Below are 26,882 nucleotides of genomic sequence, written 5' to 3'. Positions count from 1 at the left end.
GCAAATCTATCAGGCTTTTATAATCCAATTTGAATTTCACTCTTGCCTTGCGTGATGATATTTGTGTATTGTTTGTAGATTTTTTTATAATCAGGCAATATCGTATTATTGAGTTCGCTAAACCACATTAGCTTAAAATCCCTGAAGCGTGAGTTATAGTAGGTATAAACTAGCTCTGCTTTGGGATTTTTAATAGCAACCTTGCCATTTTCAAGCTTTTCAATCTCCACACTTCCTAGCATACCAATGCGTTTATTTGTGCCTTTTTGAGCGGAGATAAGATTCCCAAGTGAATAAAATACTAAAGTATCTCCAATATATTCAACAGGCTGCACCACGTGCGGATGTGTGCCAATGACTAAATCCACTCCCAAATCTGCTAAAAGTTTGGCATACTTTTTCTGCTCCGCACTTGGCTCAAACTCATACTCAATGCCCCAATGCATTGAAACAATCAGCAAATCTACTTGTTTGCGAATGGCTTTAATGTCATTTTCAAGCATTGCTTTTGTATAGACATTGACAAGGTATTCTTTGCCTTTTGGCACGGGGATTCCATTTGTGCCATAAGTGTAGGCTAAAAGTGCGTATTTAATGCCATTTTTTTCTAGAATCTTTGGGGCATTACGCGTTTGAAAAGATTCATAGCTGCCCGCAGTGAGAGCAGGTTTATCTTTCCAATATGCAAGGGAGGAACGCACAGCCTTTTCACCCCTATCAAGCGTGTGATTATTAGCTAGAGAGACAAGATTAAAACCTAAAGAGAGCATATTGTCGCCAAATTCTTGCGGAGAGTTAAATGCGGGATAAGTACTCAAACCAAGCTCTTTGCCGCCTAAAATTGTCTCTTGATTATAAAAAGCAAGGTCATATTTTGGGATAACATCTTCAAGTGCCTTAAGCATAGGGCTAAAGTCATAATTTCCATTTTCTTGTTTAGCGTCATTATATACAGAGGCGTGAAGCAAAGCATCTCCACCCATAATAAGCGTAAGCTTAGAATCTGCAAAGGCATAATGCGTGAGATTTGAAATAATATAAAATACTAAAAGAAGTTTCTTCATTGTTGTTCCTTTATTTTTAGATTGTGCGAGTAGATTCTAGTGTGCTAAGAATCTGCTTGATTAAGGTGATGTCTTTTAGCCCTGCGGATTTTTCCACGCCAGAGTTTATATCAAGCATAGAAGGTTTGAGTGCTAAAAAATCTTTTAGATTCTGTGGATTAATCCCACCAGCAACACACAAATAAGGCTCTTTAAGGGATAAAAGCACATCTTTTGCCACACTTTTACCAGAGCCTCCACCTTGAATACTTTTAGAATCTATAAGGCAAAATACCCCTGCGTATTCCTTGCTAAAATCCTCTAAATTCTCTACATTTTGTGCTACATAGTAGCAATACAGGGCTTCTTCAAGCGAAGTGTTGGCATACATTTTTGGTGTTTGTGGATTAAGGCTATGGAGCTGAATCCCATCAATATAACCCTCTTTATACAGCGTTTTAGCGGTGTTTAAGGAGTGTTTATCATTCACCACAGCTATGCGTAAAATATGCGGATAAAGCTTTTGCAGGGCTTTTGAGATATTTTTAATATCCTTAGATTCTATAAAACGCGGAGAGTTTTTAGCCAAAATAAAGCCTAGCATATCCACTCCGCCATAAGTCTCTATCTCTCCTATTTTTAGGGCATCATCAAGATTTGTAATGCCACATATTTTGATAATAGTCCTAGTCTTATGCCATTTATAAAAGACATCAACATAGAATCTTGGTCTTTGCTTAAAGCCAAGATTAAAGGCTGATTTGAGCGATTGAATAGCGTAGGTTGGATTCTCACAAGCCACAAGGTAGCTACCACATAGCAGTCCATTAAAGCCAAATGAGCCAATCATAAATGCACTTGAAGCCGAATGTATGCCAGATTCAAAAATAACCTTACTTTGAGGCAAGCAATCTTGTAGGGATTGTCTTAATACACAAGCGGAGGGTATATCAATCTCAAAGGTGTGGAGATTGCGTGAGTTGATACCTACAAGGGCAGGTTGAAGCGGAGTGATAAAGTCTATCTCTTTTTGGTTATGCACCTCAAGCAAGGGTGTAATGCCAAAGGATAGGCATTTTTCATAAATCTTTTGAAGCTGCAAAAAGCCATCTTTTTCATCAATAAACATCGCCGCAATAAGCAGCACCATATCCGCCCCAGCACGATAGCTAATCTCAATTTCTCTAGAATCTTGTATAAAATCTTTTCTTAGCACACAAGCATTTGGGTAGGCGTTTTTTACCTGCATTAAATCTGCTAAACTCCCATTAAAATACCTTTCTTCACATAGCACAGAAATTGCTAAAGCACCGCCATTAAGGTAGCTTTGTGCTAAATGTGTAACTGAATGTATGTCTCCTATATGTCCAGCTGAAGGCGAAGAGCGTTTAATCTCTGTGATGATTAATGCTGAATCTAGCTTTGGAGGAATGAGTGGGTGGATTCTACTTTTTGGGATAGCGTGTCCAAAGTCTAAGCCCTTTGTGGCGATGTCTTGTGTGCGTTGGGCTGTGATTTTAGCTAGGACTTCTACCATTTTATTCCTTTGAGTTTATTCCTTAGAGGCTGTAAGGATAAGCAAAATTCCGCATATTGTAGCATATTTGAGGTAATTGCAAGAAGCTTGAGAGAAGAAAAGCCCTTAAAAATAATATGAAAGATTAAATGTGCCTGAATAGGTCTTAAATTGCGTGTGAGATTGAGCGTATAGGGCATAAAGACTAAGTGAAATATTTTTGTGTAAAGGCACAGAGCCACCTAAATGAAGTGTGTAGCCTAATGATTTTTGTGTATCAAAATAAAGTGGAGATGAGCCAATATAGGCTGTTGTTTGTGGGGTTGGCATTAGATTATACTGAAGATTCACGCTGCCAAAAAGGATATGGTGTCTGCCAAAATAGTATCGTGCCTCCCCTCCAAGAAGCATAAACACGGAATGATTTTGCTGTGATTGAAACCAAAGGGTTGGTGCATTTGAAGTGCTAGATTCTGCCATATTGCCTTGCAAACCAAGCGTGTAGTAAAGCCCTACAAATGGCTTAAAATACAATTTTTGATAGCCTATAAGGATAGCCAAGTGTGCTTTGCACGCCGAGTTCATTATATGAGAATTTACCCTGAAAGGTGCTTGTATCAAAGAAAACTTCGCGTTTGCTTTTATGCTGTGTGTTGCCATAATAGGCAAGGAGAGTAAGCTCTAATTTTGACAGAGAGATGTTATCATAGATTCCAATAAGCAATGAGTTAGAATCTAGCTGCGTTTGCGTGGAGCTTGAGACATTTGTGCTTTGGGAAGTCGCATAGGTGGAAAATGCACTTACTTGATGATTATAAAGTTGCAATAAAGCATTGAGACTTGTGCCATAAAGTGGGGCGGAGAGATTTGCACTACTTGCATTAGCGGCAAATGGAGATAAGCCAAAAGAAAATCTTTTCATCGGTGGTTGATAGATAAGGGGCAAGGTGGTATTTTGCATAATGCTCCAAAGACTAAGGCTAGGGGCTTGTGTGCTTAGAGCATTTGCGGAGGTGCTAATGTGTGAGCTAAGATTTGTAAGGAATGCTCTATCTCCGTATGTATAGAGACTTTGCACGGGAGTTTGGTTGAGATTCTGCTCAAGGGCAGTGATGACACTATTTTGATTCTGTTCTAGGCTGTATAAAAATGTATCAATAGCTTGTGTGTTTTTCTCAAGTTTAATTGAGCCATTGCCTTGTGTGCTAGAGTTTATAAACTCGCTTTTGCTTCCACCGGCTAGAATCTCTAGGTTTGTATTTCCACTCAATGTGCCTGTGATAAGCTGATGTGAGCCTAGACTTGCCCCGGCAATATCTACTTGAATCTCGCCTTGATTATTCACATTACCGATAAGCTGTCCTAATTTGCCATTATAAGAGCCAAAGATAAGCGTGCTATCTGTGGCATTTGTCATACCGCCATCTACTTTAATGCTCCCACCATAGATTTGCACACTTGAGTGTTGCCCACCCTCACTTTGATTTATAAGATTCCCTGTAATAGTAATACTCCCGCCATAGTTGAGTAGTTTTCCCGCACCTTCTTCTTTATATATAGTATTAAGTGTTCCACCATTGTGGAAGTTGCCTACAAGATTAAGTATGCCATAATTTTCAATTATTGTTGTTGAAGGTGAGGTTAAAACTCCTTCTGTTCCAATCGCCCATAAGTCGCCTTTTAGATTTAAAATGCCTTTGTTGCTTAGAGATGTGTGAAGTCGTATGTTTGTGCTATCAATATCAAGTGTGGCTTGATTTTCAATATTAATATTTCCGTTTGAGATAAACAAGTCAGCATTTTTGATTGTAAAGCTTGAGCCTTGTGTTAGATTCACACTTGTTTGGTCTGTGAGATAAAATTGTGATGATTTGTTTCCACCACCCCCCTTTTTGAAGAGAGACTTCAAATGATGCATAGGGATTGAGTGTGATACTTTTATTAACCATAAAAGAATAAAAATTGTTGATGATTAATTTAGAGTTGCTGCCAATAGTAAGGTTATCAAAATAAAATAGGGAAGTTTGTCCGTAAGTTTCTATGGGCATTTTGGCATTAAGCGTGAGTGTAGAATTACCACCATTTGCAGTAGAGTAGCTAAAATCTAGCCCGCCAGCACCTGTAGCCCAATTGTAGTTAAAGCTACAACCACGCATATTCACACAAGTGGGTGTGGCATTGCTCACTTGACTTGCTCCATTTTGTAAGGTTATTTGACTAGGCAACTTGCCTGTGTAGATGCCATAGAGAAAAATCGGTATATATAGCACCACGCACGAAATCTTAAAGCGATGTAAAGATGATGATAACCATAAAGACACATTAAGTTTCAAATATATCTAATCCTCAAATTAAAAATTCGCGGATTCTATCCCAATATCTTAAGGCAAACTACATCTAAAGCCCCAAAATCACACAATATATTACAAAATGAAACAAACATATTTTTAGCTTAAGAGTGATGTTACTAAACTGCCATATTTGTGAAAAAATCAAACATTTATTTTATTGCGTGATAGCCTTTAAGTTTGAAGTGTTTAGACTTAGAGCCGTAATCTACTCTACAAAATAAAGGAGCGTTATGAATAAGATTCTAAGTATAGGGTTGTGGGCGATTGTGTCGCTCATTGGTGCTTACTGCTTTGGTATTTTGGCTCTGCATACGGGTGAAAGCATTTCAGCAGTGTGGATTGTGGTAGCGGCGGTATGTATTTATGCCATAGCGTATCGCTATTATTCTAAATATATCGCTTTTAAGGTGTTGCAGCTTGATGATAACCGTGCGACACCTGCGGTTGTCAATAATGATGGGCGTGATTTTGTGCCGACAAATAAGGTTGTGCTTTTTGGACATCATTTTGCTGCAATTGCCGGGGCTGGTCCGCTTGTAGGTCCAATCCTTGCCGCACAAATGGGATATTTGCCAAGTATGATTTGGATTGTTGTGGGTGTTGTGATAGCTGGGGCAGTTCACGACTTTACCGTGCTTTTTATCTCTATGCGTAGGAATGGTAAGTCTATCGGTGAAATCATTAAGCTTGAGCTAGGTAAGGGTGTTGGAAGTATCGCAATGGTTGGGATTTTGGGCATTATGATGTTGATTATTGCGATTTTGGCTCTTGTGGTGGTAAATGCCTTGGCTGAATCTCCGTGGGGACTTTTCACAATCGCTATGACAATTCCTATCGCGATTTATATGGGGCTACATATGCGTTTTATCCGTCCGGGTAAAATTGGCGAGGCAAGTGTCATTGGCTTTGCACTCTTGCTTTTAGCCTTGTATTATGGACGAGATGTTGCGGCAAATCCGCAGTTGGCAGAGATTTTTACTTTAACTCCTGTAACGCTTACTTATGTAATGATCGTGTATGGCTTTATTGCAGCGATTTTGCCCGTGTGGTTTTTGCTTGCACCGCGTGATTATCTTAGCACATTTTTAAAGATTGGTGTTATTGTGCTTATGGCAGGTGGAATCTTGGTGGTTATGCCTGAAGTGCGATTTGAAAGCGTTACAAAATACATTGATGGCACGGGACCTGTTTTTAGCGGACAGCTCTTTCCATTTTTATTTATCACCATTGCTTGTGGGGCGATAAGTGGATTCCACGCACTTATTTCAAGTGGGACAACGCCAAAAATGCTAGAGAAAGAATCTCACGCACGAATGGTGGGTTATGGCTCTATGATTATGGAATCTGCAGTGGCTGTAATGGCACTTATCGCAGCGGTGATTCTCACCCCCGGGCTTTATTTTTCAATCAATGTCGCTCCTGCAGCACTTGGCACAGCTGGGGTAAAAGATGTCGCAGAAGCAGCAGCCATTGCTGCACAGACGATTAATAGCTGGGGCTTTGTCATCACGCCTGAAGACATTCTTGGTATGGCAAAAGAAGTAGGAGAGCCAACGATTCTAAGTAAAACCGGTGGAGCGCCGACATTTGCTATTGGACTAGCGACCATCATCTCTCAAGTGCCACTTTTCAATCAAGGCTCTATGGCATTTTGGTATCACTTTGCGATTTTGTTTGAAGCGTTGTTTATTCTTACTGCTGTTGATGCGGGGACTAGAGCAGGACGCTTTATGGTGCAAGATGTGCTAGGGAATGTGTATAAGCCTATTGGTAATATTCACTCAATGTTTTGGGGTATTGTGGCGACTTTGATTTGCGTAGCTGGTTGGGGTTATATCCTGTATCAAGGTGTTACAGACCCACAAGGTGGGGTAAAATCACTATGGACACTCTTTGGTGTTTCTAATCAAATGTTGGCAGGAATGGCACTACTTACCGTGATTGTAGTGCTTTTCAAAATGGGTAAAGCAAAACAAGCTTGGGTGGCTATTGTCCCGGCAGTGTGGGTGCTTGTTAGCACGCTTTATGCTGGAATCTTAAAGCTTCTTCCGGCAAATGGCGAAAAGGTGCATGATGCAGTAAGTCATATAGCACTATGGCAGATTAATACTCAAAAAGCAGCGGCAACTATGCAAAAGATTCAAGAAACAACAGATGAAAGCGTTATTGCAAATCTCATACAAGAGGCGGCGAAGTTTGCTACTATCGCAAATAATAACCTTATCAATGCCTTGCTTTGTGGCTTGTTTATGGTGGTTACTTGTTTGATACTGATTAAATGTGTGATGATTTGTTGGCGTTGTGTGAATGGAGAAAAGCTCCCAATGGCTGAAACTCCTTATCGTAAGGCAAGTGATTTTGAAGGGCGTATGGCAGGAGCGCATTAAAGGTGTGCTAGATTCTGCTTTTTAACTTCTTGCTTGTTTTTGAAGCCTAGCCTTTGTGAGAGTAGCCTTAGGGCTTCTCATAGTGGATAGGCTAGAAAAAAAGATTTCCTTAAAAGATTTCCTTAATATGTAAAGCTTGTTATGTTTTTATCCTTTGTGATGGTTTTTAGGGTCAATGAAAATAAAGGTATATAGGTTTGAAGGAGTTAAGGTGAAAAAGTATTTTTTCTCTCTCTTATTGTGTGGAATCTTCCTTTGCTCTTTGCAGGGGCGTGAGAGTATTGATAGGATTGGGATTCAAGAGGCGTGGCTTAATCATAAGGCTGGAGAGAGCGAGTTTAATGCCGCACATACAATGCTTTATTATGAGTATGAGACAACTTATGATAATCGTGTAGCACACAATGTGCTTGTAGGTATTGGGAGTAGTGCCGGGAATCTTAATGGTATTGCACCTGTTGCAGGTTCTCAATCTTTAAGCAAAGCACCAGTGCGTGGGGGAATGGGGCTAAATCTTGATGCAAATTTTGGCTTAGGCTACTACTTCATCACTCGCACGAGGGATAAGCCGCTGTATCTTGGTGTGGGTTTGCGTGAATCTCTTGGAGCTATTGCTTATGGCAATATGCCCACTATGGTGGAGTTTATTGGGACATATTTGCCCTTAGAGCTACACGGCGATGTGGCTTTAAATCATAAGGTAAGATTAGAATACCTTGCTGCATATGATGTGCTTTTGGCTACAAGTGGTGCAGTAGCTGTGTATGGTGGCAAAAATATACAATCTCATACATTGTCATTTGCTGGGGGGCAAAATGCACTGCGTTTTATGCTAGGGCTTCGGTATTATGTGAATGAGACCTCTTTTTTCTTTACTCAGCTTTATGCGAGATTTGAAAGCTTAGGTGCATCTTCAAGCGTCAATGTCAGTATGCCAGCAGATTCTACCACGCCGGGTGTAAAAGCGAATGCAACTGCTACAATCCATTATCCTAAATCCCACACAAGCTTTGTAGGCTTACGCGTGGGCTTTGGGTTTTAGGAGGTGCTGTGATGAAAAATACAATCTTAGCTTATCTTAAAGCTTATATGCTAGGCGTGTTGTGCGTGAGTTTTGGCGTGGTGGGAAGCCTAGCAGATGAGGAGTATATCGCTTATGGTAGTCAAAAAAGCCTTATGAAAAGTGGTTTGTATCGTTCTTTGGGTTTTTATACAGGCTATCATCATTATGGCGAGGTGGCATATGATGGCTCTAGGGTAATGCGAGTGGATAGCGCAACTTTTGGGCTACTAGGAGAGCTTGGCGTGATAAATCCTTTGGGAGTAAAGCTTGAGGGGAGTGCAAGGCTTGGGTATGCGCTTGGAATCTATACCGGCGGCATACTTGATACGGATAATGAGCAAAGAAATGGGCAAAAGCTTGTCAGCATAATGGGTATGCTTGCTGGTGATGTGGAGCTAAAAAGTGGATACAATCTTTTAAGGGCTTCTCATAGGGCGAGTTTGTATATTCAAGGTGGATTGGGGTATTTTTTCAACCGTACGGAATTTTTGGTAATGGATAGGCTTCAAGGCTATCTATATGTGCCTCTTGAGCTTGAAGGTGAAGTGCATATAGGCAATAAGGGTGTGCTTAACTATGGGTTGGGCTATCGGTATTTAATCTTTGGCAATCATCTCTCCACTGCTTCGGAATATGGATTCAATGATGATTATTATGTAACACAAAAAGATGGTTTTGGCTTAAGTGCATTTATTGGTCGCACATATTATGGTGAAGATTCTACTTTGCGGTCTATCCGCTTAGTGTATGAGTATTGGCACATTGGTACAGCAGATCCTATGCGAACAAGCAGTAGCATTACAAGTGCTCCCACAGCAATCTATGAGCCAGAAAACTCAACGCATAGGCTACTTTTGCAGTATAGTTATAGATTCTAATACAAAGGAGTGTGCAAAAAGAGTGAAAAAAATATTGAGTGGCTATTTTGCTAAAATAAAGGCATTGTATCGGCGAAGTGATAGATTCTTTCACTTGCTGGTGGGTATGCCAAGCTATGATAAATATGTGGAACATATGAGAATCCACCACCCCGATAAGATTCCAAAAACGCAAAAAGAGTTTTTTGCCGAGGCATTAGAGGCAAAATACGGAGCGGGCAGCACAAAGTGTTGATAAGGATAAACTCGCAAGGTTTGCGATGACAAAAACTTATCTTCATTTTGCTACAATACCACTTTTAAACTCTTAGATTCTAAAGGAAAGCGGTGCTAGGCTACATTTTCAAGCGTTTATTGTTGCTTGTCCCAACACTTTTGGGGGTTATGACTATCAACTTCTTACTTATGCAGCTCTCCCCGGGCGGTCCAGTGGAGCAAAGCATTGCTAAAATGGAAAATCTGTCCCAAATTACTGAAGCAGCAGTAGGCTCAAACACACTTTATAAAGGCTCTGTAGGGCTAGATTCTGAACTTGTTGAGGAGATAAAAAAGCTCTATGGATTTGATAAGCCTTTGAGTGAGCGGTATTTTGAAATGCTATGGCGTTTTGTGTGCTTTGACTTTGGTGAAAGTTTTTATGCTCAATCAAGTGTGCTTTCAATCATCGCTCAAAAACTTCCCGTATCCATCTCACTAGGAGTGTTTAGCACTTTGCTTATTTATCTTATCAGTATTCCATTGGGTATTGCAAAGGCGGTGCGTAATGGCTCAAAATTTGATGTGTTTAGCAGCGTTGTGATTGTCGTGCTAAATGCTATTCCGGCGTTTATGTTTGCGGTGGTGCTTGTGGTGCTATTTTGTGGGGGGAGCTATTTTGATATATTTCCTTTGCGTGGGCTAGTGAGTGAGAATTTTGAATCTTTAAGCGTTTTTGAAAAGATTGTAGATTATTTATGGCATTTATTTTTGCCGGTGCTGTGTATTTCTATCGGTGGGCTTGCAACTTTGAGTATGCTAAGTAAAAATTGTTTTTTAGAAGAGATTCATAAAAGCTATGTAGTAAGTGCTAGGGCAAAGGGTGGAAGTGAGAAGCATATCCTTTATAAGCATATTTTTCGCAACGCTATGCTTTTAATTGTAAGTGGGTTTCCTGCGGTGTTTGTTGGGGCATTTTTGAGTGGAAGTTTGCTTATAGAGATTATTTTTAGCCTTGATGGGCTTGGGCTTTTGGGTTATGAAAGCGTGGTGAGCCGTGATTACCCTGTGGTGTTTGGCACACTTTATATTTTTACCTTTATTGCCCTTGTGATAGGCATTATTAGTGATATATTATATTGTTTTATTGACCCACGCATTCACTTTGGAAGTCAAAATGTCTAAGATTCAAAATCCCACAAAGCACACAGAATCTATAAAACAGAATAAACTAGAGCAAAGCAATTTGAGGTTGCGTTGGGCAGTATTTAGGCAAAATAAACGCGCATTTTATTCTTTGCTTATCTTTCTTGTTTTGTTTGTGTGCAGTATGTTTGCAGAATTTATCGCTAATGAAAAGCCCCTTTTTATCTATAAAGATTCTAAGATGTATTTTCCTGTCTTTGTGGATTATCCAGAGACTGCTTTTGGTGGGGATTTTCAAACACCTTGTGATTACCTTGATAGCTATGTGAGAGATGAGCTACTTAAAGACGCCTTTGTGCTAAGAGCGATTATCCCTTATAGCTATGATAGCATTATTATGGATTTAGACGCTCAAGCTCCCACGCCTCCGGATTCTAAACATTGGCTTGGCACAGATGATAAGGCACGAGATGTGGCAAGTCGGCTGATTTATGGATATAGAATCTCCATTATTTTTGCGCTTATTTTAAGTGTGTGTAGCGTGGTAGTGGGCGTTGTGCTTGGGGCATTGCAGGGGTATTATGGTGGGGTGTTAGACTTAGTGGGGCAAAGAATGATAGAGATTTTTAACGCTGTGCCTATTTTATTTGTGATTATCATCATCTCAAGTGTATTTGAACCAAGCTTTTGGTGGATTTTATGCGTGGTGGGGGCGTTTTCGTGGATTCTGCTTGTGAATCTTGTGCGGGCTGAATTTTTAAAAGCAAGGAATTTAGAGTATGTCAAAGCCGCTCAAGCTATGGGGGTAAGTGATATAAAAATCATCTTTTCATATATCTTGCCTAATGCGATGAGTGCGACTTTGACTTTTACGCCTTTTATTATGGCAGGAAGCATTGTAACGCTAAGTAGCCTTGATTTTTTGGGCTTTGGTATGCCCGTTGGAAGTGCGAGTTTGGGTGAGTTGCTTTCCCAAGGTAAAAACAATCTCACTTCGCCACATTTAGGCATAAGTGCGTTTTTGGCTTTGTGTGTGTTGCTTTCAATCCTTGTATTTATCGGCGAGGGGTTGCGTGATGCACTTGACCCGCACATTAAAGCCCATATGAAAACAAGCACACAAGAATCTAACCTAGATTCAACAGATTTAAATTTAAAAGATTCAAAACAAGGCTTATTATGCTAAACATCTCTCATCTTAACGCACATTTTTTGCATTCTACTCGTTTTGCTTTGCAAGATATTTCCTTGCAGATTAAGCCCGGGGAGAAGGTTGCGTTAGTTGGAGAATCTGGCTCGGGCAAAAGTATGTTGGCTCAACTTATTTTGAATCTTAATCCGCATATTGCTGTGCAAAGTGGCAGTATAGAGTTTGAAAATAAAAATATATTGAGCCTGACACAAAAAGATCTAGAATCTCTGCGTGGAAAGGACATTGCCTATATCCCACAAGAGCCACTCTCAAGCCTTAATCCCTTGCATAAAGTCGGCAAACAAATCATAGAGAGCTTGTATCTCCACGCCAATGAGCTTTATCCTCATCTTAGAGGCAAGGCTTTGCATAACAAGGCAAAAGAGCGACTAGCAGAGCTTTTGGCATTAATTGGGCTAGATTCTAGCCTAGCTCACGCCTATCCATTTGAACTAAGCGGTGGGCAAAAACAACGCGTTGCCATTGCTATGAGCATTATTAATAATCCAAAATTGCTCATTTGCGATGAGCCTACAACCGCCCTAGATGTGCTAGTGCAACGGCAAATTATGGAGCTACTCTCAAGCCTAGCCAAGCAAAGTGCGATTGTGTTTATTAGCCACGATTTGGGCGTTGTGCGTGAGTTTGCCGATAGGGTGATTGTGCTAAAAGATGGCAAGATTGTAGAATCTGCTTCAAGTCAAAGGCTTTTTAACGCCCCGCAGCATTCTTATACACGATTTTTAATTGATTCTTTAACACTCCCTAAACGCAAGGCTTTAGAGCAAACAGATTTAGATTCTACGCGGCAAGATATTGTGCTAAGAGCTAGGGATTTAAGTGTGGGGGTAAGAAAGCAAGGATTTTTAAAAAGCACTTATAAAGAGATTCTATCCCCTTTAAGTTTTTACCTCAAAAAAGGGCAGATTCTAGGGATTGCTGGGGAATCTGGCAGCGGGAAGTCTAGCCTTGCTCTAGGGCTTTTGCATTTGCTTGAGACAAAGGGGGAGTTATATCTTAATGAAAAGCAGGTTAAACGCACAAAAGCAGATGTGAAGCTTTTGCGAAAGCAAATCAGTATGGTGTTTCAAGATCCTTTTTCATCGCTTTGCCCGAGATTTCGTATTGGTGATATTATCAAAGAGGCTTTGGGGAAGCTCCCTTATGAAGAATGCAAAAAGCAAATCGAGTGGGCTTTAGAAATGACAGGGCTAGATTCTAGCCTAGCTCACGCCTATCCATTTGAGTTAAGCGGGGGGCAAAAACAACGCGTAGCTATTGCTAGAGCCGTTGTAAGAAAGCCTAAAATTTTATTGCTTGATGAGCCTACAACCGCCCTTGATAAAAGCTCTCAAAAGCTTATTCTCACACTTTTATTAGAGTTACAAGAAAAAATGGAGATGAGCTATATTTTTATTACGCACGATTTGGAGATTCTGCGGATTTTGAGCGATGAAGTGCTGATTTTACATAATGGTGTGGCGGTGGAATATGGTAAAAGTGAGCGTGTATTTAAAAATCCACAAAGTGTGGAGGCAAGGGCTTTGATTGAAGCATTTTTTGGGAGTAAAGATGATAAAGGGGAGCAAAAACAATGCTAGATTCAAGTTTTGATTTATTTGTGGCGTTAAAAAAGCAGAATCTATTAAGCGGACTGCCAAGCTGGTGGTGGGAGGGTTATGGGACTTTTGATGTGGTTTTGGGAAGTATTTTAACGCAAAATACGCAGTGGAGCAGAGTGGAAAAAAGCCTAGATTCTATGCGAAAGGCTAGAATCTTAGATGAGCCACATAAGAGTGAATCTAATCTTGTAAGACTAGCAGAGCTAGATTCTTGTGTGCTTGAAAGTCATATCAATGGATTCCAAAAGCAAAAATCTGTGCGGATTGTGAATCTTGCCTCCGCAATTTTAAGGGACTTTGGGAGTTTTGAAGGATTTGTAGAATCTGTCAGTTTAGAATGGCTCTTAGAGCAAAAAGGCATAGGGCTGGAGAGTGCGTATAGTATCCTAAACTATGCGTGTTTGCAGGAATTTATGGTCGTAGATAAATACACTTATAAACTTTTATGTGCGTTGGGGCGGCAGATAGATGACTATGAGGAGCTAAGGGAGTTTTGTGAGCGTGGGATAAGGGAGAATCTAGATTGCGTGTATGAGGCGTATAAGGGCGAGATGGAGAGTATAAGTTTAGGGCAGATTTTTGCGAGATTTCACGGCAAGATTGTGGAGTTTGGGAAGAAAAAGGGTGATGTTGGGGTTTTAAAAGAAGCAATAAGTGAGGAATAGGGCAACAAAGTCTTATTGTGTTTTTTTGCTACTTTTGGTTTGAGTAGTTAAAAATCACATAAGCAAAAAGCTGTGGTTTAAAGCTTTTTTTACATTTTGGGTAGTAGAATCTCGCCTGTTTTTCAAATACATTTAAGGAGAAAATAATGAGAGAAGTGCGATTTGAAGATATTAAATCCGCTGTTGCCAAACTTGCCATTGATGCGTGTTGTATTCAAACGCCAGATATTAAACGCGCCTTTGTTGCAGCAAAGGAGAGTGAAAAATCTGAGCTTGGAAAAAATATCCTTAACACACTAATGGAAAATGGCAAAATTGCTGAAACAAATATGATGGCTATTTGTCAGGATACGGGAATGACTGTGGTATTTGTGGAGATAGGGCAAGATGTGCATATTGTGGGTGGTTACCTTGAAGATGCGATAAATGAAGGGATTAAAGAGGGTTACACAAATGGCTATTTGAGAAAGTCAGTCGTAGCCGAGCCACTCTATGAGCGTAAAAATACCACAAATAACGCTCCTGCTGTGATTCATACACGCATTGTGAAGGGCGACAAATTGCATTTGAAAGTTTGTCCTAAAGGCTTTGGAAGTGAAAATAAGAGCATTTTAAAAATGCTCGTTCCTGCTGATGGTATTGAGGGGGTGAAAAAGGTTTTCACAGAAGCTGTTAAACTTGCTGGACCAAATGCGTGTCCGCCTATGGTGATTGGCGTAGGGATTGGTGGGACAATGGAAAAAGCTGCCCTTTTAGCCAAACAAGCCGCCGTGCGTGAGATAGATTCTAAAAATGCTGATGAGCGATATGCTAAGCTTGAGGAAGAGCTTCTTGAGATTGCGAATAAAACGGGTGTGGGACCACAAGGGCTAGGTGGCACGACAACGGCGTTTAAGGTTAATGTAGAGTGGTATCCCACACATATTGCCGGGCTTCCTGTTGCGGTGAATATTAACTGCCACGCTGCACGACACGCTGATATTGAGCTATAAGCATTTAAGGAGGAGAAAATGACAGAGCCAAAGAAAATCACAGCACCTTTAAGTAAAGAAGTGGCAAAAAGCTTAAAAGCAGGGGAAAGTGTGCTTATTAGCGGAACAATTTTAGCAGCAAGAGACGCAGCACATAAGGCACTAACTGAGGCATTAGCAAGGGGAGAAAAGCTCCCTGTGGATTTGGAGGGCGAGACGATTTACTATCTTGGTCCTACTCCTGCAAAGCCGGGTAATGCCATAGGCTCGGCAGGTCCTACAACAAGTGGGAGAATGGATAAATACACGCCCACAATTATAGAGCAAGGCATTCACGGAATGATAGGTAAAGGCTATCGTAGTCAAGAAGTGGTAGATTCTATGGTGAAACACGGCGTTGTATATATGGTGGCTGTAGGTGGTGCGGCGGCACTTATCTCTAAATGTATCACAAAGTATGAGGTGCTAGCTTACCCAGAGCTTGGACCTGAAGCGGTAGCAAGACTTACAATTGAGAATTTTCCGGCGATTGTAGCTATTGATTCACAAGGGAACAACTACTACGAAGTAGGACAAGCTCCTTATAAACTCATTTAATCTACTTGCTTGAGATTCTCTTTTTTCGTGGGAGAATCTCATTTGTTAAATCTTTTACCTTTTTCTTTGTTTTTGCTTCCACAAAAAGAGATTTGAAACTTAGTATTGCAGAATCTGCTTGAGATTCTGTAGTTTTAGAATCTGTATTTTGCGCCAAAGGTGAGGAGTTGGAGCTGTCCTAAGCCGTCCTTGCTTCTAAGAAAGCTTTTGCGATTATCTTTTAAGGCTAGAGAGTAGGCGACACCCACATCAGCTTTGCTATCCCACAGCTCATACCTTGCACCTAAGCCAAAGGCATAGGTATTCGCATCTGGAATCCCAAACTGCCCTTGTGGAGCGGGAGTCTTATCATAGGCAAAACTCCCCATAATTTTGAGCTTTGGCGAGTGCTGATAGGTAAGTCCTAGACGATAGGCGGTTGCGTCTTTCCAGCCATTACCATACGCCACAGCGGAGTAATCTGCTGCACCTAGCATTTCATCGGGTTTGACATAGTCGGCTGTGTTTCCAAAGCAAGGCCACCCTACATTAGGTGTGCATATTTCTGTTCCTGTGATATTTTGTGTAAATTTTTGGTTGGCATAGGCAAATTCAAAGATTCTAGCTTTGCCATAATAGGTTGTCTCCATTACAAATTCGGCTATGACTTTGCCAAATCTTTTGGCAATGGCAATATTGACAATGGGCGGTAAGTCTGCTCCAAGGGTTAAGTCAGCATCCATATTGATTGTGCCTTGAGTCATTTTTCCCATATCTACATACGAGACTGCACTCAAAGAGCCTTTCATCTCTAGGGCGATATTTGAGCGATAAGTAACAGCTACAAGTAAATCGCTGCTTTTAAAAGGGCGGATTGTAAGAGCGAGATTATACCCATAGCCATTAGCAGCAGCATTGGAGGTTTGTGTAACTTTGGTTGTGCCTTCAGCGTGGATAAGAATGTTACCAAGCACTGCATCTTGCTTCATATCTTGTGAGATTGGCACAAAAAGGGTGTTACCAAATTCCCCAGCCGAGTAGAGAAAGCGAAAGCCCCCACCGATAGCCACTTGATCGCTTAGCTTAAAGCTAACTACGGGATTAAACTCCATCATCATAATCATTACATCATCTAGGAATGCTCCAGCTTCCCCACCCCAGTCCATAGATAAGCCTGAAGGGGTTGTGAAGTTTAACCCAAAGTTTGTTTTAAGCCCTAGAATCTCATAGGTGCGAGTTTTATAAAAAATCTTTGGGACGGGCTGAAGCGTTTTCTTAGCATAGCCATCAACAATAGCTCCATTTTTACCACCATATTGTCCCCAACCACCTATGGTGTTTCCAGCAGCACCGCACATATTTATGCCAGAAGCTTTATCGCAGCTTAGATTCATACCCTTATCCATACTTACTGCATCAAACTCAAATGCGGGGATATAGATAATGCTTGCATCTATTTCTAGCTCGTGTCTATTGCCGTATTCGCCTAGCCCCATATTCGCGGGATTATAATATGTAGAATCTGCTCCATACGCCCCAGCGATATAAGCGGAATTAAGCGCTGTGCCATTTAAACTTTGCTCTGTTAGGCGGAAACCTGAAGCTAAGAGATTTGAGCTGAATAAACATAGGCATAAAAGATAAAAGGTTTTTATAAATCGCATATTTTCTCCAAATTGCATTCTCTCTCTTGGTAGCCTTGTCATCAAATATCCTTAAATTTGATTTGAAATAATTAGTTGCGTATGCAACTAATTTGAGAAGTGGAATTAAAACATAAAAGAGTTAATGAGAATCTTTTGTGCGTGTTTTAGCAAGATAAATATTAATCATCTCCACGCCCAAAGAAAACGCAATAGCAAAATAGATGTAGCCCTTTGGTATATGGAAGTGCATACTATCTGCTACAAGCGTAACACCAACAAGGATTAAAAACGCAAGGGCTAGAATCTTAATGCTAGGATTAGATTCTATAAAGCGTGAAATGCTTTGCGATACGAAGAGCATAACAAACACGCTTACAATAATGGCAATAATCATCACAGGGAGAATATCTACCATACCCACCGCGGTAATCACTGAATCTAGTGAAAAAACAATATCTAGCACCACAATTTGCAATAGCACTATGCCAAAGGCGGCGTATTGTTTGGCGTGGGGCTTTAAATCTTGGGGCTGTGTCATTGCGTGAATCTCTATCGTGGCTTTGTAGATAAGGAACAATCCCCCTAAAAAAAGCACAATATCACGCCCACTTACCGCAAAATCCCATAGTGTGAAAAGGGGCTTTGTAAGCTTCATCACCCAAAAGAGTGAGACAAGCAGGGCAATGCGAGAAAGCATAGCAAGGGCTAAGCCAAAGATTCTAGCTTTTTCGCGTTTAGATTCAGGCAGACGCACGATGATAATGGCTAAAAAGATAAGATTATCAATCCCTAGCACAATCTCTAAAAATATCAGTGTCGCTAAGGCTATCCACGCGTTAAAATCTCCAATCCAAAAAAAAGCCTGATGAAAAAGATGAGCTAAATCCATTAAATCCAACCTTTTTTCTTAAAGTAGATAATGGGGAAGATTGTGGAGAGAATCATAATCACAAGCACGACAGGATAGGCAAAATCCCAATGCGTTTCTGGCATATAGTCAAAGTTCATACCATAGATTGTGCCAATGAGTGTGGGGGGCATCATCGCCACGGTAACAACCGTGAAAAGCTTGATGGTTTTGTTTTGCTCAATGTTGATTTGGTTTGTGAGAATGGTTTGAATATTATCTAGGGCGTGCATATTTACAGCGGTAAATTCTACAAGAGAATTTAAGTCTTTAAGCACGATGGTGGTGTTCTTTTTCATATCGGCATCGGCTTTATCGCTTTTAAGGATAGCAGTAATTGCACGCCTTTTGTCAAATAGAGAATCTCGCACACTCATATTAAGCTCTTGCAAGGAGGATAGCTCTTCTAACATTTCATCGTAATTTATCATTTGAGAGTTGAATACTCTTTTGCGTAATGCACGGGTATTTTTTGCCGCAGATTCTAGCAAGTCGGCGTCCTTTTCTACACGGATTTCAAAGATTTTGCCGATTAAATCAAAGCCATCTTCAAAAACTCTAGGTGTGGCTAGGACGATTTGCTGAATCTCATCAAAGACGCGAAATTCACTATAACGGATAGTAAAAAGGATATTTTTGCAAAGCAAAAAGGTGATTGTTTCATTGTAGAGCTCAGATTCTAAAGAGCGAACAAGGAAGTAGGTATTAATCGTAATACTTCCGCTATCTTCCCAATATCTAGCAGACTGCTCAATCTCTTCTCTCTCTTCTTTGGTGGGGATTTCAAGATTGTAAGTTTTGGAGATGTGATTGACTTCATCAGTTGAAGGGTGAAATAAGTCAATCCATAGAATCTTATCCTGCTCGTTTAGCATTGTGGCATTTGTGTCATTGAGATGCAAACTCTCACGCACAATTAAGCCATTGCGTCTTACAAAAATATTAATCATCGCCTTATCCTTTGATTTTGTTGTGGTTGTAAAATGTTGTGATTGTAGCAAAAACTCGTATAATTCTTGTATAACTCTTATATAACTTTTGCTTGGTTTTGTGTTAAGTTAAACAATCCGTTGTAGAATCTGACCTAATTTTTCCGCATATTTTATCAAGATTCACAAAGACAAAGGACATAAAGTGAAGCATTTGCCTAATATATTAAGCATTTCAAGGATTTTTCTAGCGGTTTTGCTACTTTTTATTGCTTTGCATTATGATGTGATTTTGCCCGATTTTGTGGATAAAAGCTGGGTAAATTATCTTACCTGCTTGATTTTTTGTGTGGCGTCATTGACAGATTTTTTTGATGGATATATAGCGAGGGAATATAGGGTGCATTCGCGTTTTGGAGAGGTATTTGACCCATTGGCGGATAAAATGCTGATTTTATCGGCTTTTATTGCGTTGCTGATTTTGGATAGGGCTTCGCCTTGGGCGGTGTTTTTGATTCTCTCTAGGGAGTTTTTTATTACGGGGCTAAGGGTGATTATTGCTGGGAGTGGAGCAAGTGTAGCAGCAAGTGCAAGTGGGAAGTATAAAACGGGTGCACAGATTGCGGCTGTTGGCTTTTTGTTAGCGGATTTTTTTTCGGGCGGAGAAGTTTTGCTATGGGTTGCGGTGGTGCTCACATTGTATTCTGGGGCGGATTACACAATAAAATATGTTAAAAGTATAAATGTATGAGTATTTTTATCGCTCTTTTAATCCTTTCATTTCTTGTGTTTTTTCACGAGCTAGGGCATTTTATGGTCGCTAGAATCTGTGGTGTAAGGGTAGAAGTCTTTAGCATAGGCTTTGGTAAAAAGCTTCTCTCGTGGCGGTTTGGGCAAACACAATATGCCTTATCAGCTATCCCACTAGGAGGCTATGTCAAACTCAAAGGGCAAGATGATAGTAACCCTAAGCTAAAAAATTATGAAGCGGATTCCTATCTTTCTAAGTCGCCTTGGCAGCGTATAGCGATTTTACTTGCTGGTCCATTTTTTAATCTCTTTTTGGCGTTTTTGCTGTATGTGGCGGTGGGGCTTTTAGGGAAAGTAAGCTTATTGCCTGTGGTTGGAGAAGTAAAGGAAAACTATCCTGCTGCTCAAGCTGGGATAAGGGCAGGAGATGTTATTGTAGCGATAAATGGCAAGGGCATTAAGACTTGGGAGGAGCTAGATTCTGCGGTTGTAGAATCTCAAGGGGAATTAGAGCTCACACTTCAAAGGGGGCAGGGGGCATTAAAGGAAAATGTGAGTGTGCGTGTTTTGTCCATAGAGCAGGAGGCTCAAAATATTTTTAGAGAAAATATTGTCCGTAAAATTATTGGTGTAAGAAGTGCTGGGGCGGTGGGAATGGTGCATTACAAGGGGCTAGATTCTATTATATTTGGCATAGATGAGAGTATCAAGGCAAGCACGCTTATCGCACAAAGTATTATAAAGCTTATAAGCGGAGTAGTGCCTAGCAGTGAAGTTGGCGGGGTGGTAAGCATTGTCTCTGTGATTGGCTTAGCTTCACAAGAAGGATTGATGAAGGGGGAGATAACGCAACTACTTTGGCTAGTAGCCTTAATCTCTGTGAATCTTGGAATCCTAAATCTTCTGCCAATTCCCGCTCTTGATGGAGGGCATATTTTATTTAATCTGTATGAAGTTATTATGAAAAAAGCTCCAAGTGAGAATGTGGCGTATTATCTCACGCTTTGTGGTTGGGCGGTGTTGTTAGGACTAATGCTGCTTGGGCTGTATAATGATATTTTTCGGCTTTTAGCATAAAATAAGGGGAAAAAATGTTAGCTTTACAACTTGAACGAATCTTGCGGCGGATTGAAAGGGCGCGTTTAGCTTATGACGCACATCAAATCATTTCACTTGTGGCGGTGAGTAAGTATCAAAGTGTGGATTCTATTAGGGCGTTGTATGAGTGCGGACAAAGGGCATTTGGTGAAAATAAGGTGCAAGACTTACGCTTAAAGGCTGAAGCACTTGATGATGTGCCTTTGGAGTGGCATTTTATAGGGAAGTTGCAGGAAAATAAGATAAATGCACTCTTGGCTTTAAAGCCTAGCCTTATTCATAGTGTGGATTCTCTAAAGACTGCTCAAGCTATTCAAAAGCGTTTGCAAACGCATTTAGGAGAAGCAAAAGTTAGGGCATTATTGCAAATAAATGCGGCAAATGAGGAAAGTAAAAGCGGCGTGAGTGTGGAAGCTGCTAAAGAAGTGTATGAAGAGATTTTGTCAGTCTGTCCTAATCTCATTATGGAAGGGGTGATGTGTATCGGGGCAAATAGCCCAAATCGTAGCGAGATTGAAAAAAGTTTTCAAAAAACGAGCGATATTTTTCATTCCTTGCAGGATAGGGGAGCGAAGATTCTCTCTATGGGAATGAGTGGGGATTTTGAAATTGCCATTGCTTATGGGGCAAATCTCGTGCGTATCGGCTCAAAGCTATTTGAAACAAAGCTATAAAAAGGAGTGGAGAATGAAAATCTTGTGGATTTGTGGAATCTTAGTGTGCGGGGCTTTTGCTCAAAGCTCTTTAGTGCATATTATGCAAAATATGGAATATGCGATGAATCAAATGGAAAAGGGCTTTTTGTATAACAAAAAAGAGTGGATTAATGATGGGTTGGCGGAGTTTAAGGCTTTAAACAAAGAGCTTCAACGCACAGACCCAAATACCTATCTTGGTGCGACACAAAGGCGAAATATCAATGTCGTAAGCAGGATTGTGGATAGGAGTGCTGAAAATATTGAGGTGTTAGAGCGATTTTTGAAACAAGATGAAATGATGAAAAGTGCTGATGTGTATGGGCGGATTCTCTCTGGGTGTGTGAGCTGCCACGCTATCGCACGAGGCTGGTAGAGATAGAATCTATTAAAGGGAAGAAAATGAAAAAGTATCTTTTTGCTTGTGGTGTTGCTTTGCTACTTGGTGGAGTAATGTTTGTTGGCTGTGGGGATAGCACGGATTCTAAAAAAGAAGAATCTAGCATAAATCAGGATAAGCACCCTCTTGTGCTAAAAGTCCGCAGCGAGAGTGAGTTTAGCCAAATGCTTGGGCTATTGCCAAACGAGCGAAGATTCTATGTCGCCTTTGGTATTGTTGGTAGTCAGCACAAGGCTGTGAATATGTATCTTAATAGAATAAATGGAGTATTGGTTATAGACATTACTCTAACGGATAATGATGAGACTTCGCATTTTTCACTCTCACAGGTTGAAACTGGGCTAGAGTCTCAAGCATTGGTGCTAAAGGGCGTGTGGAATGCGGAGGGTGAGCTAAAGGGCAAGGAGTTTGCCTTTAAGGTATGTGAGAGCTGTGAGCTGTATGAGGTTGATTTTTTTACAGAGAGCTTTAAGACAAGTGAGATTATTGAAGGGCAAAATGTGGAATATATAAAAAGTATCACAAAAGCCTTTATTCCACAAAACAATAAGATTCCACAAGAGGCAATTGAGAATCTAAATTTAGCTTTGAATAATGGAGCAAAAGATAAACAAAGTCTTATAAATAGCCTAAAAAAAGAGCTACAAGATAGCTTTAGTCAGCTCACACAAGATGGCGGGGGATTGATCTTTAATAGCGAGTATGATAGCAATATAGAAGTTGTAGCTAGGACAAAAATCATTACCTTTAGGCAAAGTGAATATACCTATGAGGGTGGGGCGCACGGCAATACCGAGATTGCATTCCGTAGCTTTTCACTGCAGAGTGGCAAGGAGCTTTCAAATAAGATTGAAGATGTGTTTGATATGAGTAAAGAGGATAAGATTCTAGCTTTGCTAAGCAAAAAGCTAGAGGCGCAAAAAGATGAGCTTTTTGGTGAATCTTTGCCCTTAAGGCAAATGACTAATTTATTTTTTATAACTAGGGCGGGAATTGTGATGATATGGCAGCCTTATGAGATTGCCCCTTATGCGAGTGGTTTTATACGCGTGGTTGTTAGCCCTGAAGATTTGGGTATAAAGGGGCGTGGGCAGTTGGGGGAAATACTAAGAGCAGATTCTGTTTATACGCCCATTATTAATGAAGTGTTGGCATTGCCACAAGAGCTTAAATGAAGATTCTATTTAGCCCAAGTGAAGGCAAGATAATTCCAAGTGATAGAACATCGCAAAGTGGGGATTCACAAGTATTTCAAACACAATCTAGTGCCATATCTTTAGCGGTAAAAGAATATGTGGCATTTTTGCAAAGTGGTGATGAGAGTGAGATTGCCACACTTTTTGGCAGTAAAAAATTAGACCTAGATGAGTTGGCTCTAGCACAAAACTGCCTTAGCTCCCCGTGTATTGAAGCCATAAGGCTTTATAATGGCGTGGGGTATAAAGCTTTAAATTTTGAGAGCTTAGATTCTCAAGCAATGGCATATATGCGGGAACATCTTTATATTTTTAGTAATTTGTTTGGAATGGTTAGAGCAGGTACACTTTTGCCTTATTATAATCTCCATCAAGGCAAGGGCAAGGGGGCATTTGCCCTAAAAACATTATATAAGAATCTTAAGCCAAATATTGATGGGCTTTTAGAGCAAGATGAAGTGCTGGATTTGCGTGCAGAGGCGTATCTCAAGGTATATCAAGTGGGCAAATGCAAGCATTACACACAAGTGGTGTTTTTAAAAAATGGCAAGAGAGTGAGCCATTATGCTAAACACTATCGCGGAATTTATGCGAGGGTGGTGGCTCAAAAAGGAGTGGATTCTAGTAGGGAGCTAGAGCATTTGGCATTTGATGAGTTGAGTTTATGCGACAAAAAAGCGTTTGAAAATGCTACAATCTTAACTTATGAGGTCATATCCTAAAGGGATTTTACTTTTTATAATATCAAATGCGATACAATCCTAGCATTTTGCTAGACATCGTGTAGTCCAAAGGCAAGGTGCAATTTCAAATATAAGGTGAAGGCAATGATAAAAATCACAGAAAATAGCTTAAGAGATGGACATCAATCACTTTTAGCTACGCGTATGCGGACAGAGGATTTAATCCAAGCGGCGGAGATTTTTGATTCTGTTGGGTTTCATAGTTTGGAAGTTTGGGGTGGGGCGACTTATGATACTTGTTTGCGGTATTTGAAAGAAGATCCTTTTGAGCGTTTGTATGCTTTTAAAAAAGTCTGTGTGAAAACGCCTTTGCAAATGCTTTTACGAGGGCAGAATCTCATCGGCTATCGGCATTATGCTGATGATGTGGTAGAAGAGTTTGTCAAGCTATCTGCTCAAGCTGGAATGGATATTTTTAGAATCTTTGATGCATTTAATGATGCTAGGAATCTCAAAACTTCTATTGAATCTGTAAAAAAATATGGCAAGCACGCACAAGGGGCGATTTGCTACACAACTTCACCGGTGCATACAATACAGAGTTTTGTGGAATACGCTAAAGAGCTAGTGAAAATGGGCTGTGATTCTATTGCTATTAAAGATATGGCAGGGCTTTTGACACCTTTTGTAGCCTATGATTTGGTCAAGGCACTTAAAGAGGAACTAGGTGTGAGTTTGAGTTTGCATACGCATTCAACGGCTGGATTTGCCTTTGGCTCACATTTAAAGGCAGTCGAAGCTGGTGTTGATGTGCTAGATTTGGCAAATTCTGCTTTGAGCGAAGGCACAAGCCACCCTTGTACGCAGTCAATGGTCGCCACACTGCAAGGGAGAAAGTGGGATAGTGGCTTAGAGCTAGAGCCAATGGAGAGGGCAGCGGAGATTTTGCGTAAAAACCGCAGAAAATATAAAAAGTTTGAATCTCAATATAATCAAATTGATACACGCGTTTTGTTAAGCCAGATTCCCGGCGGTATGATTTCAAATATGGCAAATCAGCTAAAAGAGCAAAATGCCCTTGATAGAATGGATTCTGTGATGAGTGAGATTCCAAAGGTGAGAGCGGACTTTGGCTATGTGCCTTTGGTAACGCCTTCAAGTCAAATCGTAGGGACACAAGCAGTGCTTAATGTGCTAATGGGTGAGCGGTATAAGACCATTACCACAGAAACGCGTAATGTTATTAAGGGCTTGTATGGACGCACACCCGCATCATTAAATGAATCTTTAGTCAAAAAAGTGCTAGGTGAGGGGGAGAAAATCATAAATGTGCGTCCGGCGGATTTATTGCAGCCAGAGCTAGAGAAAGCAAGGCAAGATTCAGTAGAGTTTGCAAAAACCCCACACGATGTAATTTCTTTTGCTATTTTTGGTAATATCGCCGCGACATTTTTGCGTGAGCGTAATGCCAATGCGTTAAAACCTGAACCATTAGAATGTTTTGAGGAAAAATGCGATAGTAAGCTGCCTAAGGAGTTTAACATCGTTGTTAATGGTGAGCATTATGAAATTAAAGTGGAGGGCAGTGGGGAGAAAACTGATGAAGTGCGTCCGTTTTTTATCCGCGTAGATGGGGAGCTCAAGGAAGTTTTTGTAGAAAGTGTGGATACATCGCTTGAAGCTAAGATTCACAAAGAGCAAAAGGCAGGGGCATTGCCACAAGCCACAGCTCCCGGACACGCTAAGTCTCCAATGCCCGGCACACTCACAAAGCTTAAGGTGCAAGTGGGTGATAAGGTGAAGCTTGGCGATACTCTAGCGATTGTAGAGGCGATGAAAATGGAAAATGAAGTGCTAGCTCCCATAGATGGCGTAGTCAAAGAGATTTATGCCACGCAAGGAATACAAATAGGAAGCGATGTAGCTATAATGCTACTTGGCTAATGTGTTATGCTCTAAGTAGATTCTGTTTATTGTAAGAATCTGCTTAAAACCACCAAGCTCGTAAGATTCTACTTGTCTAAAATTTAGCGTAAAATATCAAGTGTTTGTTCTTCTTGCTCGTAGATAATCTTGCTTTTGTCCCATTCTCTGTTGCCCTCGCGTTTTTTAATCCCGCTTGATGAAGATTCTATTGCTTTTTCATTGCCTGTAGCGGATTTTGCTTTGCCTTTAATATTTTTGTGATAAATTGTCATGGGGCTACCGCCAAAATGACTTGTATTGCTTTCATATTGGCTTTTTGAGCCACACATCACATCGGCTTCACTTTTGCCTAATAGCTCTTTTGGGATAGGCAAACGCTTGATTGAGCCATTAGGTGCAATCTCCATAATACCAAGCAGCACACCCCTTTTATGGTCAATCATTAGGGTTTGATTGGGTTTGAGATTAAGCTCAATGCGTTCAATAGTCTCAAAATCAAGAATCATATTATCCGCTAAAATATTACCAAAGCCCACACACATTGCCAAAAATACGCCCTTGATACGCATACTCACCCTTTAAAAATGAAATTTGTGATTTAGATTTAATTGCTAGAATTATATCTCAAGTTTTTTATTTTTAAAGGAATTTTATGGAAAATACACAGCCTATCAGCACTAAAAATGCCCCCCAAGCCATCGGTCCTTATTCTCAAGCCTATGTTCATAATGGTTTAATCTATACTTCTGGGCAAATCGCCCTCACACCACAAGGAGAGTTTGTAGATGGCGATATTACCGCTCAAAGCACACAAGTATTGCAGAATCTTAAAGCTATTTTAGAATCTGCAGGGAGCAGTTTGCAAAAAGTCATTAAGACAAGTGTTTTTTTGAGTGATATGGAGCATTTTAATGCACTCAATGCTGTGTATGCGGAGTTTTTTGGCTCACATAAACCTGCTAGAAGCACCATTGCAGTAAAAACACTTCCCAAAAATGCACTTGTAGAAATTGAGTGTATTGCCGTGCTTTAAGATTCTAAAGGAGG

The 26,882-nt window shown here is 40.5% G+C and carries 28 protein-coding genes; 18 read left to right on the top strand and 10 right to left on the bottom strand.

All coding sequences use genetic code 11. The features are described 5' to 3' along the window. Positions 1-17 precede the first annotated feature (17 nt). The 5 genes from EBF12_RS00640 to EBF12_RS00625 form a co-directional block, all read right to left on the bottom strand. Positions 18-1,064, bottom strand: a complete 1,047-nt coding sequence (locus EBF12_RS00640) for a CapA family protein (RefSeq protein ID WP_121725931.1) — start codon at positions 1,062-1,064, stop codon at positions 18-20. A 16-nt stretch (positions 1,065-1,080) separates the two neighbouring features. Then, positions 1,081-2,580 (bottom strand): bifunctional indole-3-glycerol phosphate synthase/phosphoribosylanthranilate isomerase, encoded by a 1,500-nt coding sequence (gene trpF / locus EBF12_RS00635; protein WP_121725930.1) that lies wholly within the window; start codon positions 2,578-2,580, stop codon positions 1,081-1,083. A 105-nt stretch (positions 2,581-2,685) separates the two neighbouring features. Further along, positions 2,686-3,093: an autotransporter domain-containing protein gene (locus EBF12_RS11525; protein ID WP_244196273.1), complete on the bottom strand. Its 408-nt coding sequence runs from the start codon at positions 3,091-3,093 to the stop codon at positions 2,686-2,688. Continuing rightward, on the bottom strand, positions 3,083-4,396 hold the full coding sequence (locus EBF12_RS11520) for a hypothetical protein (protein WP_244196272.1): 1,314 nt from the start codon (positions 4,394-4,396) through the stop codon (positions 3,083-3,085). The genes EBF12_RS11525 and EBF12_RS11520 overlap by 11 nt, the downstream gene beginning before the upstream one ends. Beyond that, the gene (locus EBF12_RS00625) at positions 4,353-4,892 is read right to left on the bottom strand and encodes a hypothetical protein (protein WP_157979020.1); all 540 of its coding nucleotides are present in this window, start codon (positions 4,890-4,892) and stop codon (positions 4,353-4,355) included. The genes EBF12_RS11520 and EBF12_RS00625 overlap by 44 nt, the downstream gene beginning before the upstream one ends. 248 nt (positions 4,893-5,140) lie before the next feature. Between EBF12_RS00625 and EBF12_RS00620 the strand changes: the two genes are divergently transcribed. The 10 genes from EBF12_RS00620 (at position 5,141) to EBF12_RS00575 (ending at position 15,626) form a co-directional block, all read left to right on the top strand. Continuing rightward, positions 5,141-7,297 carry a carbon starvation CstA family protein gene (locus EBF12_RS00620; protein WP_121725928.1) on the top strand — a complete coding sequence of 719 codons (2,157 nt, stop codon included), beginning with the start codon at positions 5,141-5,143 and terminating at the stop codon, positions 7,295-7,297. 211 nt (positions 7,298-7,508) lie between these two features. Continuing rightward, positions 7,509-8,339, top strand: coding sequence for a hypothetical protein (locus tag EBF12_RS00615; RefSeq protein WP_244196271.1), 831 nt, complete (start codon positions 7,509-7,511; stop codon positions 8,337-8,339). An 11-nt stretch (positions 8,340-8,350) separates the two neighbouring features. Next, entirely contained in the window at positions 8,351-9,238 is an 888-nt protein-coding gene (locus EBF12_RS00610) for a hypothetical protein (RefSeq protein ID WP_244196270.1), read from the top strand. 31 nt (positions 9,239-9,269) lie between these two features. Next, entirely contained in the window at positions 9,270-9,473 is a 204-nt protein-coding gene (gene kcuS / locus EBF12_RS00605) for a KCU-star family selenoprotein (protein WP_415579705.1), read from the top strand. Between the two features lie 92 nt (positions 9,474-9,565). After that, positions 9,566-10,618, top strand: coding sequence for a microcin C ABC transporter permease YejB (gene yejB / locus EBF12_RS00600; protein WP_121725926.1), 1,053 nt, complete (start codon positions 9,566-9,568; stop codon positions 10,616-10,618). Next, positions 10,611-11,765, top strand: coding sequence for an ABC transporter permease (locus tag EBF12_RS00595; protein ID WP_121725925.1), 1,155 nt, complete (start codon positions 10,611-10,613; stop codon positions 11,763-11,765). The genes yejB and EBF12_RS00595 overlap by 8 nt, the downstream gene beginning before the upstream one ends. Then, the gene (locus tag EBF12_RS00590; protein ID WP_121725924.1) at positions 11,759-13,372 is read left to right on the top strand and encodes an ATP-binding cassette domain-containing protein; all 1,614 of its coding nucleotides are present in this window, start codon (positions 11,759-11,761) and stop codon (positions 13,370-13,372) included. Before EBF12_RS00595 ends, EBF12_RS00590 begins: the two co-directional genes overlap by 7 nt. Further along, the gene (locus EBF12_RS00585) at positions 13,366-14,058 is read left to right on the top strand and encodes a 3-methyladenine DNA glycosylase (protein ID WP_121725923.1); all 693 of its coding nucleotides are present in this window, start codon (positions 13,366-13,368) and stop codon (positions 14,056-14,058) included. Before EBF12_RS00590 ends, EBF12_RS00585 begins: the two co-directional genes overlap by 7 nt. Before the next feature lie 146 nt (positions 14,059-14,204). Continuing rightward, positions 14,205-15,050, top strand: a complete 846-nt coding sequence (locus tag EBF12_RS00580) for a fumarate hydratase (protein WP_034589277.1) — start codon at positions 14,205-14,207, stop codon at positions 15,048-15,050. Between the two features lie 18 nt (positions 15,051-15,068). After that, the gene (locus EBF12_RS00575; RefSeq protein WP_121725922.1) at positions 15,069-15,626 is read left to right on the top strand and encodes a Fe-S-containing hydro-lyase; all 558 of its coding nucleotides are present in this window, start codon (positions 15,069-15,071) and stop codon (positions 15,624-15,626) included. A gap of 1 nt (position 15,627) precedes the next feature. On the opposite strand, the gene EBF12_RS10990 is transcribed toward EBF12_RS00575, so the two are convergent. From EBF12_RS10990 to corA, 4 genes are all read right to left on the bottom strand, one after another. Next, on the bottom strand, positions 15,628-15,783 hold the full coding sequence (locus tag EBF12_RS10990; RefSeq protein WP_157979019.1) for a hypothetical protein: 156 nt from the start codon (positions 15,781-15,783) through the stop codon (positions 15,628-15,630). Then, complete coding sequence (locus EBF12_RS00570) at positions 15,761-17,311, bottom strand: OmpP1/FadL family transporter (protein WP_121725921.1); 1,551 nt, start codon at positions 17,309-17,311, stop codon at positions 15,761-15,763. The genes EBF12_RS10990 and EBF12_RS00570 overlap by 23 nt, the downstream gene beginning before the upstream one ends. 79 nt (positions 17,312-17,390) lie before the next feature. Beyond that, entirely contained in the window at positions 17,391-18,140 is a 750-nt protein-coding gene (locus EBF12_RS00565; RefSeq protein ID WP_121725920.1) for a TerC family protein, read from the bottom strand. After that, a complete protein-coding gene (gene corA, locus EBF12_RS00560; RefSeq protein ID WP_121725919.1) occupies positions 18,140-19,108 on the bottom strand; it encodes a magnesium/cobalt transporter CorA in 969 nt (322 codons plus the stop codon). Before corA ends, EBF12_RS00565 begins: the two co-directional genes overlap by 1 nt. A gap of 184 nt (positions 19,109-19,292) precedes the next feature. On the opposite strand from corA, the gene pgsA reads away from it, so the two are divergent. The 7 genes from pgsA (at position 19,293) to oadA (ending at position 25,853) form a co-directional block, all read left to right on the top strand. Continuing rightward, complete coding sequence (gene pgsA, locus EBF12_RS00555) at positions 19,293-19,838, top strand: CDP-diacylglycerol--glycerol-3-phosphate 3-phosphatidyltransferase (protein WP_121725918.1); 546 nt, start codon at positions 19,293-19,295, stop codon at positions 19,836-19,838. Beyond that, positions 19,835-20,914 (top strand): RIP metalloprotease RseP, encoded by a 1,080-nt coding sequence (rseP, locus tag EBF12_RS00550; protein WP_121725917.1) that lies wholly within the window; start codon positions 19,835-19,837, stop codon positions 20,912-20,914. The genes pgsA and rseP overlap by 4 nt, the downstream gene beginning before the upstream one ends. A gap of 14 nt (positions 20,915-20,928) precedes the next feature. Then, a complete protein-coding gene (locus tag EBF12_RS00545) occupies positions 20,929-21,609 on the top strand; it encodes a YggS family pyridoxal phosphate-dependent enzyme (RefSeq protein ID WP_121725916.1) in 681 nt (226 codons plus the stop codon). A gap of 13 nt (positions 21,610-21,622) precedes the next feature. Next, positions 21,623-22,006 (top strand): hypothetical protein, encoded by a 384-nt coding sequence (locus EBF12_RS00540; protein WP_121725915.1) that lies wholly within the window; start codon positions 21,623-21,625, stop codon positions 22,004-22,006. A 26-nt stretch (positions 22,007-22,032) separates the two neighbouring features. After that, complete coding sequence (locus tag EBF12_RS00535) at positions 22,033-23,205, top strand: DUF3298 and DUF4163 domain-containing protein (protein ID WP_121725914.1); 1,173 nt, start codon at positions 22,033-22,035, stop codon at positions 23,203-23,205. Beyond that, entirely contained in the window at positions 23,202-23,948 is a 747-nt protein-coding gene (locus EBF12_RS00530; protein ID WP_121725913.1) for a YaaA family protein, read from the top strand. Before EBF12_RS00535 ends, EBF12_RS00530 begins: the two co-directional genes overlap by 4 nt. A gap of 105 nt (positions 23,949-24,053) precedes the next feature. After that, on the top strand, positions 24,054-25,853 hold the full coding sequence (gene oadA / locus EBF12_RS00525; RefSeq protein ID WP_121725912.1) for a sodium-extruding oxaloacetate decarboxylase subunit alpha: 1,800 nt from the start codon (positions 24,054-24,056) through the stop codon (positions 25,851-25,853). 83 nt (positions 25,854-25,936) lie between these two features. Here oadA and EBF12_RS00520 read toward each other — a convergent pair whose 3' ends face one another. Continuing rightward, complete coding sequence (locus tag EBF12_RS00520) at positions 25,937-26,404, bottom strand: hypothetical protein (protein ID WP_121725911.1); 468 nt, start codon at positions 26,402-26,404, stop codon at positions 25,937-25,939. Positions 26,405-26,487: 83 nt separating this feature from the next. On the opposite strand from EBF12_RS00520, the gene EBF12_RS00515 reads away from it, so the two are divergent. After that, positions 26,488-26,868: a RidA family protein gene (locus EBF12_RS00515; RefSeq protein WP_121725910.1), complete on the top strand. Its 381-nt coding sequence runs from the start codon at positions 26,488-26,490 to the stop codon at positions 26,866-26,868. Positions 26,869-26,882: the final 14 nt, after the last annotated feature.

This window comes from Helicobacter labetoulli, from assembly GCF_003670275.1.
GTDB lineage: Bacteria > Campylobacterota > Campylobacteria > Campylobacterales > Helicobacteraceae > Helicobacter_C > Helicobacter_C labetoulli.
The sequence above is the reverse complement of the archived record's forward strand: the minus strand, read 5'-3'. Positions and strand labels throughout refer to the sequence as shown.

What these genes read in the sequence shown, in the direction of transcription:
- EBF12_RS00640 (WP_121725931.1), bottom strand. Translation starts at nt 1,064, where the DNA reads ATGAAGAAACTTCTTTTAGTATTTTATATTATTTCAAATCTCACGCAT.
- trpF (WP_121725930.1), bottom strand. Translation starts at nt 2,580, where the DNA reads ATGGTAGAAGTCCTAGCTAAAATCACAGCCCAACGCACACAAGACATC.
- EBF12_RS00620 (WP_121725928.1), top strand. Translation starts at nt 5,141, where the DNA reads ATGAATAAGATTCTAAGTATAGGGTTGTGGGCGATTGTGTCGCTCATT.
- EBF12_RS00610 (WP_244196270.1), top strand. Translation starts at nt 8,351, where the DNA reads ATGAAAAATACAATCTTAGCTTATCTTAAAGCTTATATGCTAGGCGTG.
- EBF12_RS00595 (WP_121725925.1), top strand. Translation starts at nt 10,611, where the DNA reads ATGTCTAAGATTCAAAATCCCACAAAGCACACAGAATCTATAAAACAG.
- EBF12_RS00590 (WP_121725924.1), top strand. Translation starts at nt 11,759, where the DNA reads ATGCTAAACATCTCTCATCTTAACGCACATTTTTTGCATTCTACTCGT.
- EBF12_RS00585 (WP_121725923.1), top strand. Translation starts at nt 13,366, where the DNA reads ATGCTAGATTCAAGTTTTGATTTATTTGTGGCGTTAAAAAAGCAGAAT.
- EBF12_RS00580 (WP_034589277.1), top strand. Translation starts at nt 14,205, where the DNA reads ATGAGAGAAGTGCGATTTGAAGATATTAAATCCGCTGTTGCCAAACTT.
- EBF12_RS00575 (WP_121725922.1), top strand. Translation starts at nt 15,069, where the DNA reads ATGACAGAGCCAAAGAAAATCACAGCACCTTTAAGTAAAGAAGTGGCA.
- EBF12_RS00570 (WP_121725921.1), bottom strand. Translation starts at nt 17,311, where the DNA reads ATGACAAGGCTACCAAGAGAGAGAATGCAATTTGGAGAAAATATGCGA.
- EBF12_RS00565 (WP_121725920.1), bottom strand. Translation starts at nt 18,140, where the DNA reads ATGGATTTAGCTCATCTTTTTCATCAGGCTTTTTTTTGGATTGGAGAT.
- corA (WP_121725919.1), bottom strand. Translation starts at nt 19,108, where the DNA reads ATGATTAATATTTTTGTAAGACGCAATGGCTTAATTGTGCGTGAGAGT.
- rseP (WP_121725917.1), top strand. Translation starts at nt 19,835, where the DNA reads ATGAGTATTTTTATCGCTCTTTTAATCCTTTCATTTCTTGTGTTTTTT.
- EBF12_RS00545 (WP_121725916.1), top strand. Translation starts at nt 20,929, where the DNA reads ATGTTAGCTTTACAACTTGAACGAATCTTGCGGCGGATTGAAAGGGCG.
- EBF12_RS00540 (WP_121725915.1), top strand. Translation starts at nt 21,623, where the DNA reads ATGAAAATCTTGTGGATTTGTGGAATCTTAGTGTGCGGGGCTTTTGCT.
- EBF12_RS00535 (WP_121725914.1), top strand. Translation starts at nt 22,033, where the DNA reads ATGAAAAAGTATCTTTTTGCTTGTGGTGTTGCTTTGCTACTTGGTGGA.
- EBF12_RS00530 (WP_121725913.1), top strand. Translation starts at nt 23,202, where the DNA reads ATGAAGATTCTATTTAGCCCAAGTGAAGGCAAGATAATTCCAAGTGAT.
- oadA (WP_121725912.1), top strand. Translation starts at nt 24,054, where the DNA reads ATGATAAAAATCACAGAAAATAGCTTAAGAGATGGACATCAATCACTT.
- EBF12_RS00520 (WP_121725911.1), bottom strand. Translation starts at nt 26,404, where the DNA reads ATGCGTATCAAGGGCGTATTTTTGGCAATGTGTGTGGGCTTTGGTAAT.
- EBF12_RS00515 (WP_121725910.1), top strand. Translation starts at nt 26,488, where the DNA reads ATGGAAAATACACAGCCTATCAGCACTAAAAATGCCCCCCAAGCCATC.